The organism is Nocardioides sp., assembly GCF_050246775.1.
Taxonomy (GTDB): Bacteria; Actinomycetota; Actinomycetes; order Propionibacteriales; family Nocardioidaceae; genus Nocardioides.
Map to the genome: position 1 here is coordinate 1 of NZ_JBFWVK010000014.1, position 8132 is coordinate 8132.

Here is an 8132-nt window from a genome sequence, read left to right on the forward strand (position 1 = left end):
CGCCGCCGCGGGGTGACGCTGCTCAACCTGGTCAACGACCAGGCCGTCGGGCTGGCCGGCCAGGTCGTCTCGGGCACCCCGCGGGACTCGCTGCACGTGATCGACCTGATCTACCGACAGGACGGCGGGCGCCGCCCGGAGGTCATCATCAGCGACACCGGCTCATACAGCGACATGGTGTGCGGGCTGATGCGGCTGCTCGGGTTCGACTACCGCCCGCAGCTGGCCGACCTGCCCGACGCCAAGCTGTGGCGGATCAACACCGGCGCCGACTACGGCCCGCTCAGCACCGCCGCCCGCGGCAAGATTGACCTCGGGCGGATCCGGGCGCACTGGCCCGACCTGCTGCGCCTGGCCGGGTCCATCCACACCGGCGCGGTCAGCGCGCATGACGTGCTGCGGATGCTCGCCCGCGGCGGCAACCCGACCCAGCTCGGCGAGGCGCTGGCGCACTACGGCCGGATCTTCAAGACCCTGCACGTGCTGTCCTATGTCGATCAGGCGCCCTACCGGGCGCAGATCAAGGGCATGCGCAACCTGCAGGAAGGCCGCCACGACCTGGCCCGGCACGTCTTTCACGGCCGCCGCGGCGATCTCCGCCGCGCCTACCACGAGGGCATGGAGGACCAGCTCGGTGCGCTCGGGCTGGTCCTGAACTGCATCACGCTGTGGAACACCGTCTACATCGATGCCGCGCTCGCCCGGCTGCGCGACGAGGGCTACCCGGTGCGTGATGAGGACGTCGTGCGGCTCTCGGCCTACATGCGCCGCCACCTCAACGTGCACGGGCACTACTCGTTCCAGCTTCCCGACCTGGTCGGGGCCCGCCGCGCGCTGCGCGACCCGGATGCCAGCGACGACGACGAGGACCGTTGACCGCCGCTCTACCGGCGCCGAGCTGTCGACTTCTCGCCGCGCTGTGCCTGTCGTTCCAGCAGCATGAGGTGGTGCACCAGCTGCTCCATGCTGGTGCAGGCCTCCGCGGCGAGCTGCTGGGTCGTGGGGTCGTCCACCGCCGCGGCGGTGGAGCTGAGCCTGTCAGCGCGCCGCGACAGCGAACGAGCTTCGCGCAGCAGCGCGGTGATCGCCTTCGCCGATGGCGGCTCCGGCTGGTCCACATCGTCGTCGGCCATGCTGCCGATTGTGCTGTGCACCACAAGCCGCCCACGACGCCGATCGGAGCCGGGAATCCGGAGTGCCGTAAGTGGATCCCTGAGCGGGACACGCGCAGAGTCGATGGGTACGAGCAGGCCGCGCGGTTGACATAGTTCACGGCGACGACGTCGCGACGGTCGGGGGTTGCATCCCGGAGGGAGGCCGATGCCGAACATGGTCTGCCCGGCGACGAGGATGCTGTCCGTGCGAGCAGTTAGGCGGCGGGCCGTGGGGGTGATGGTGGCGGCGATGATTGGGGGCTGTGCTCCGGCCACCGCGGCCCAGCCGATCATAGATGATTTCAGCGGGACTGACGGGCTGATCGCCTCGTCTGGTCAGCCAGCCGAGGAGTCGCCGTGGGTGATGACGAGCGGCACGTTGATCCGGTCGAGCAACCACGGGTGGACGGGTCGACCCGACGATGGCCGTAACCAGGGGGAGAACGGTTCGGCGGTGTTTCGGATGGTGTCGACACAGCGCGGCTTCGGTGATGTGGACATCCGCTTGCAGCTGCGCGTCGATGACTTGGTTCATACGCCGCGGACCCCTGCCCAGGACTTCGATGGCGCGCATGTGTGGGTTCGCTACGAGTCCGAGGAGCAGCTGTACGCGATCAGCGTGGATCGCCGCGACGGCGTGATGGTGATCAAGAAGAAGTGTGCGGGCGGACCCAGCAACGGCGGCCGCTACGTTGAGCTCGCACCCCCGCTCGAGGGACGGCCGATCTTGTTTGGTCGTTGGCAGACCGTCGAGGTGGCGGTGCGTGATCTGGCCGACGGGTCGGTGCGGATCACGGCCCGTCGCGACGGATGGCAGATCACAGCCGTCGATCGCGGGTTGGGATGTGCTCCACTTCGGGGTCCCGGAGGTGTCGGTATCCGCGGTGACAACGCCGAGCTGCGCCTCGACGACGTCTCGGTGCAGCCTCGCCTGGACATGGCGCGCGACGGCGCGTAGCGCTACCCGCCGACATCAGATCGGATCCGCGGCGGCGATCTCATCGGGCTGGCGACGACGCATCCGCGGGCGCTGCGCCCACGATCATGTCGAACAGCGCGCGGGTGTTGGTCTGCTTGAACACCTCGATGCGGGGGAGGAGCCCGGTGGCGATGTCGCGGGCGCTGGTCCATCGAGGTGGCAGCTCATTGATCATCAGTAGGGCGTAGCGCTGCGCGAGGATCTCCCGGCTGGCGGCGACGAGGTCCGGGCTGTTGGTCGGGGTGGAGTCGGCGCTGAAGGGATAGGCGAACAGGCGCGGTCGTGGAAGGCGGCGGGTGGTCAACTGGCTGATGGCCTGGTCGGTGTCGGCCGCGACCCGCGCTGTGGCTGCCTGCAGCGTCTCCATGCCGCCGTCCGGCCGCTGCATCAGGTTGATCAGGAACGGCGCCCGTTCCCCACCGCCGGCGGGGATGCGGCCGTGCCCTGCGTGGGTGTGGCTCTCGATGTCCCAGCGTCCGGTCTCCTGCAGGGCGGTGGCCTCGCCCCAAGTCAGGTAGTACGGGTAGTGCGTGTCGAGGCTGCCGGTGATGACGAAGGCGACTCCGCGGAAGCCGTACTGCTCGAGCAACGGGTCGGCGTAGCGCCACAGGCCGCTGGTCCCGTCGTCGAAGGTGATCATCACGGGTCGCTCCGGCAGGATCGCGGGATCCTCACGGGCGCGCACGAGGGTGTCGGTGGAGATCGACTCGAACCCAGCGGTGCGTAGCATCTGTAGGTGCTGGGCAAACTGCTCGGGCGTCACCGTGTAGATGTCCTCGTCGTCCGGGTTTGTGCTCTCCTCCGTGGTCGGCCGCACGTCGTGGTAGCTCAGCAGCAGGATCCCGGGCTGGGCCGTGGCCGCGAAGGCGAGGTAGCGGGCGGACTCCGACGACGGCAGCGGGGCGACGCTGGTGGTGTGCTGGTCGCGCACCGGGCGGATGGAGTCGCTGATGTCGTTGAGCATGACGGTGACGGCGATCGGGACGGCGAGGGCGAGCACGCTCAGGCCGACCAGGCTGATCCGTCGCAGGGCCCGTGCGGGGGACATCAGACCAACCCGATCCAGTGCAGGATGTCACCCCGGGTCAGCAGGATGACGAACACCGCGGCCAGCGCGACGACGAAGGCGGCGTCGGCGATCAGGTTCCGGCCCGTTCTCTTGGTGGTCACGGGGATCACCCTCGAAACCAGACGCTGCGTCGCAAGGTCAGCGCGCTGTAGGGCAGCAGCCAGGACAGCAGCAGTGTCGAGGTCATGCTCATCAGCGGGCGGTAGCGCCACCTCCGGCAGCCGGGGTTCTGAGCGCGGTAGCCGACAGCCCAGACTCCACCCTTGAAGAAGATCCCCAGGAGGTAGAGGACGGTGACCATCCAGGCCGCGTGCAGGGGCAGCCAGACCAGGTGGCGAAACGCCATGACCGGGGCGAGCAGGACCCACAGGATGTGGCCGTAGAACAGCGCTGCCGGCACGACCCCGCGGCGCCAGTAGAAGGTGCCGGTGAAGAAGAGGTTGCGGATGAAGCTCTTCTTCCAGCGGGCTTGCTGGCGGAAGAACGACCGCGCACGGTGCGGAACGTTGGTCCAGACCCGCGCGCTGCGGACGTACTCGACCCGCCAGGCCCGGTCTTGATGCGCCGGCACGACGAGGGGGTCCTCCCGATGGCGGTGGCGTAGCTTCCGGCCGACCCAGTACTGGCCGAGGACATAGCCGGTGAGTTGGCGGTCGGTGGCGAAGCGGAACTCGGCGCCGGCGAATCGGTCGGCGGCCCAGGCGGGCAGGTAGGGGGCGATGGCCTCCCGCCGGAACGCGGCCAGTGGCCCGGACACGCAGCTGACCGAGCCGAACACGCTTTCAGCGGCCTTGGCGATGCCGAACTGGCTGTCGTACCAGACGTCTTGCACTCGGGTGAACAGGTTGACATCGGGGTTGAGCGCGCGGGCGTGTCCGCTGACCCCGCCGATATCGGGATGGGCGACGATGGCACGCACCGCGTGCGCGACGGCGTCGGGGGCGATGACGCAGTCGGAGTCGGTGAACACGATGACTTCACCGGTGCTGTGACGGAATGCCTCCACGAGGGCGCGTTTCTTGCCGACGTTGTCACGCAGGTGGATCACCCGCACCGGTAGTTCACGGGCCAGGCGGTCGAGCACCGCGGAGGTGCCGTCCGTGCTGGCGTCGTCGATGACGATGACCTCGAGTTTCGGGTACTGCGAGCTGGCCATGCTGCGCACACAGCGCTCGATGTCCGCGACCTCGTCCTTGACGGCGACTAGGAACGACACCCGCGGCAGCTGCGACGGTGTGACCTGGCTAGCCGCGCGGTCGGTGGCGGGATCGGTGTAGAAGCCGAACGCGAGGAAGAACGTCGTGAACAGCGCGAGCAAGACGCCGAGCCCGTAGAGGTTGAGCAGGATGTCCCCGGTCAGGCTGATCATCTTCCAGGTCAGCAGCACGGTCAGCGGGGCAAGCGCGGCGAGCACCAGGGCGGGCCGCCACCGAACCTGTTCCAGGGGACGACGCGCATAGAAGGTGACGAAGGAACGGCGGCGGTGGCGGGCGGTGGGCGCGGCGGCGGACCGGGTGAGCGGTGGGCGCGCAGCTGGCTCGACCCGCGGAAGGCGAAGCGTCGGTGCTTCCGCGAGCAGCCGCGCCCACTCTGCGTCCAGGCCCCACAGGCCAGGTTCGGCGAGCGCGCGGGGCTGACGTCGGCCGGGAGCAGGCCGCTGCCGCGGCAACGGACTGGCCCGGCGAGAGCTACGTGGGCTTGGGACGTGGTGCTGGCCGGGTGGAACGGCGTGGTCGCCGCGAAACGCCACGGTCGCGGGCACGGATGCCCCCTGGGCGTGCTTGTCCGACGTAGCAGAGGCAGCCCGGGTCAAAGCACGCACCGATTGCGCAGGTGCGCGAGCCGGTAGGTGGTGTCGAGAACCAGGCTTGTATCGGCGAGCCACCCGTGGTCGACCCCCGGGTGCAGGGTGTGTGCGATGACCAGGTCCCAGTCGCCACACGCCGGGTCGATCTCGCTGGAGAGCAGGCCCGCGGAGGTTCGCACGGTGTCGACCAGCTCGTCGGTGAAGGCCACATCCGCGCCGCGGTGGCTCAGCTCATCGATGATCTCTAACGCGGGAGACTCGCGGACATCGGTCACGCCCGGCTTGTAGCTCACCCCAACGATCAGGATCCGGGCGCCGGCCAGGGCCCGGCCGGTCTCGGCGAGGACCTCCTGGGCTCGGGCAACGACCGACCCTGGGCGAGCGGCGATGGACGCCATCGCCGCCTCGGTCACCGGCGAGGCCATCCGGTTCGCCTTGAGCTGCCAGAGCAGATAGTGCGGATCACACGGGATGCAGTGCCCGCCCACCCCGGGACCGGGGTAGAACGGCATGAAGCCGTAGGGCTTGGTCGCCGCCGCCCCAACGACCTCGAGCGCATCCACCCCGAAACGCCGGGCGATACCGGAGAACTCGTTTGCCAGGGCGATGTTCACCGCGCGAAACGTGTTCTCGAGCAGCTTGGTCAACTCTGCGGCCTCCGGCGAAGACACCGGATGCACGGCGGGTGCCGTCCTGGCCAAGGTCTCGGCCGCTCGGCTGGTGCATTCGGCGGTGACACCGCCGACTACCCGGGGTGTGCGCTCCGGCGCGTGCGCGGCCACGCCCGGGTCGATGCGCTCCGGGCTGAACGCCACGTACACGTCCTGCCCAACGACGAGGCCCCGTCGGTGCAGCGGCTCGACCAGCAGATCCTGGGTACAGCCCACATAGGTGGTGGACGTCAGCACGATGGTCTGTCCCGCGCGGGCGGCGCCGACCACAGTGGCGCAGGCGCCGGTCAGCGCGGTCAGGTCCGGCACGAGATGGGCGTCGACCGGGGTCGGCACACAGATCAGCACGGTGTCGACCGCGCTCAGCGAGGCCGTCTCGGTCGTGATCGCAAGCCGGTCTGAATCTGAGCCCAGAAACTTGGCCAAGCGCAAGCGGTCCGCGTCGAGCAGGTCGACCTGCTGGGACTTGATCGCGGCAAGACGCTCCTCGCTGATATCGCAGCCCAACACCGCCACACCCGATTCGGCCAGACTTAAAGCGGTCGGCAGGCCGACATACCCCAGCCCGATCACGCCCACGCGCTGAGCGTGCTCAGTGCGGGGCCGGGGAACCGGCGTAGTGGGCAGCGGCCAGCTGGGCGCGGCGGACTCGAGCATGGACGTCATCGTTCGTAACCCCCGGGGAGCGATCGGCCTGGCCGCGGGGCAGAGGCGGCCATCACCGACTCTGTCGCCCTTTCGGGGTGATTCGTTTCAGCCAGTTGCGCCGGGCGGACGTGGTCCCGGGTGACCGCCGATCGGCGAGTCTGACGGGCGAGGCACGCGCATCAACGAGGTTAGCGCCGGCGCGCCGCGCCGATCCGCCAAGCGGGCGGCGCCATCCAGCCGCCCGGGCTACGGAAAGGCCGTGGGCCGATGCGGCGCGCGGAAAGATCGCGGTCGTCCCGCAGAGGAACCCCCACCGGGACACTCCCGCCGCACCAGCCCGTTGAAGATCGCTGCTGCTCGGCGATTCCCGTAAGACCCGCCCGGTGAAATGCCCGATGACGGGGTGCCAACTGGGACACTCGGGCGGTGAGCGGACTGCTGATCGGCTACGCCCGGGTGTCCACCGACGAACAAGACCTCACCGCGCAACGCGACGCGCTCGCCGCGCTCGGCGTCGCGCCCGAACGGATCTACGTCGATCACGGGCTCACCGGGACCAACCGGGCCCGACCCGGGCTGCGCGAGGCGATGGCCGCCTGTCGCGGCGGCGACACCCTGGTGGTGACCAAGCTCGACCGGCTCGCCCGGTCGTTGCCCGACGCCCGTGACATCGTCGCCGAGCTCACCGCGCGGGAGGTCAAGCTCAGCCTCGGCGGATCGGTGCACGACCCGACCGACCCGGTCGGCCGGTTGCTGTTCAACGTGCTGGCCATGGTCGCCGAGTTCGAGTCAGACTTGATCAAGATGAGGACCCGGGAAGGGATGAAGGTCGCCCGCGCCAAGGGCCGGCTGCGCGGGAAGAAGCCCAAGCTGTCCCCGCGCCAGGAGGCCCACCTCGTGCAGTTGCACCACGCCGGCGCGCACACCAGCGCCGAGCTCGCAGAGCTGTTCTCCGTCGCCCGCTCCACCGTCTACCGGGCGATTGAGCGCGAGCGCATAGCAGCTGCATCCGGGTCCTGACGTCCTACCTTGCACTTCGGGTCTGCTTCGGAAGTTTCGGGAGCCTGGTCAGCCATATCCGCCCGATTTTCGGCGAGTGCTACGGCGACCCCAGCCTGCCGCCGCGCGCACGTGACGACGTTCTGGATGGCCAAGCAGCTCGGCTTCGTCGTCATCGCGATGGACCGCCAGTTCGCCGGCGAGGTCGACGAGGACGACGTTGCCCAAGTCCGCAGCGAACTGCACTTCCACGACCTCGTCCGCGGAGCCGAACGCAGCATCCGGGTATACGAACGCCTGGAGTCCACTCTCCCACGGATCTGTACCGAGGTGTCGGACGTCTGGCGCCGAACCTGCCTGTTCGACGGCTACGCAGCGCTGTTCGAGCACCTCCGCAAGGAGAAGCGCTACGCAACCCGGCGCGACCTGATGACCGAACTTCGCGCGCTTGCTACCCAGCACGGGCTTCAGGGCGGCTGGTGACGCCGTTTCCGGTGCTCGCAGCCCGTGCCGGAAGCCGACGCACGATCCACCCCGGCCGCAGCGCGCGACCGAGACCTCGCCGACCTCGCCGTGAAGGTCGACGCCAACCGGGCGGCGATCAACGGCCTCGGCGTGCACACCGCCGCCCGCTTCGACCGGCTCGACACCGAGGTGCGCACCGGGTTCGCCGAGATGTGAACCGTCCTGGTTTCGCGAGAGGCTCGGGGTTCAGGCCACCTCGCCCCGGCGGGCGATGGTTTGATCGTACACCATTTCTCGTTCGGTCGGTGTCATGTAGTCGATTGATGAGTGGATTCTCTCG

Annotated in this window: 10 protein-coding genes; 5 read left to right on the forward strand and 5 right to left on the reverse strand. The window is 69.2% G+C overall.

What is annotated here, in order from left to right:
• The coding region (locus tag AB7I40_RS23560; RefSeq protein WP_428348146.1) for a Tn3 family transposase at positions 1-876 on the forward strand (876 nt) is incomplete at its 5' end.
• A gap of 8 nt (positions 877-884) precedes the next feature.
• Here the strand turns inward: AB7I40_RS23560 and AB7I40_RS23565 are convergent.
• Positions 885-1133 carry a hypothetical protein gene (locus AB7I40_RS23565; protein ID WP_281010960.1) on the reverse strand — a complete coding sequence of 83 codons (249 nt, stop codon included), beginning with the start codon at positions 1131-1133 and terminating at the stop codon, positions 885-887.
• Positions 1134-1359: 226 nt separating this feature from the next.
• Here AB7I40_RS23565 and AB7I40_RS23570 point away from each other — a divergent pair, with 226 nt between their 5' ends.
• Entirely contained in the window at positions 1360-2112 is a 753-nt protein-coding gene (locus AB7I40_RS23570) for a hypothetical protein (RefSeq protein ID WP_428348147.1), read from the forward strand.
• A gap of 40 nt (positions 2113-2152) precedes the next feature.
• Here the strand turns inward: AB7I40_RS23570 and AB7I40_RS23575 are convergent, their stop codons facing one another.
• From AB7I40_RS23575 to AB7I40_RS23590, 4 genes are read right to left on the reverse strand one after another with little or no spacing between them, the layout of a single operon-like run.
• On the reverse strand, positions 2153-3181 hold the full coding sequence (locus AB7I40_RS23575) for a polysaccharide deacetylase family protein (protein ID WP_428348148.1): 1029 nt from the start codon (positions 3179-3181) through the stop codon (positions 2153-2155).
• On the reverse strand, positions 3181-3303 hold the full coding sequence (locus tag AB7I40_RS23580; RefSeq protein WP_428348149.1) for a hypothetical protein: 123 nt from the start codon (positions 3301-3303) through the stop codon (positions 3181-3183). Before AB7I40_RS23580 ends, AB7I40_RS23575 begins: the two co-directional genes overlap by 1 nt.
• Before the next feature lie 5 nt (positions 3304-3308).
• On the reverse strand, positions 3309-4964 hold the full coding sequence (locus AB7I40_RS23585; RefSeq protein ID WP_428348150.1) for a glycosyltransferase: 1656 nt from the start codon (positions 4962-4964) through the stop codon (positions 3309-3311).
• A gap of 47 nt (positions 4965-5011) precedes the next feature.
• Positions 5012-6346 (reverse strand): nucleotide sugar dehydrogenase, encoded by a 1335-nt coding sequence (locus AB7I40_RS23590; RefSeq protein ID WP_428348151.1) that lies wholly within the window; start codon positions 6344-6346, stop codon positions 5012-5014.
• A gap of 408 nt (positions 6347-6754) precedes the next feature.
• Here AB7I40_RS23590 and AB7I40_RS23595 point away from each other — a divergent pair, with 408 nt between their 5' ends.
• The 3 genes from AB7I40_RS23595 (at position 6755) to AB7I40_RS23605 (ending at position 8008) form a co-directional block, all read left to right on the forward strand.
• Positions 6755-7348 carry a recombinase family protein gene (locus AB7I40_RS23595; RefSeq protein ID WP_428348152.1) on the forward strand — a complete coding sequence of 198 codons (594 nt, stop codon included), beginning with the start codon at positions 6755-6757 and terminating at the stop codon, positions 7346-7348.
• A gap of 111 nt (positions 7349-7459) precedes the next feature.
• Positions 7460-7810, forward strand: a complete 351-nt coding sequence (locus tag AB7I40_RS23600; protein ID WP_428348153.1) for a hypothetical protein — start codon at positions 7460-7462, stop codon at positions 7808-7810.
• A gap of 24 nt (positions 7811-7834) precedes the next feature.
• Positions 7835-8008: a hypothetical protein gene (locus AB7I40_RS23605; RefSeq protein WP_428348154.1), complete on the forward strand. Its 174-nt coding sequence runs from the start codon at positions 7835-7837 to the stop codon at positions 8006-8008.
• The last annotated feature ends 124 nt before the right edge of the window (positions 8009-8132 follow it).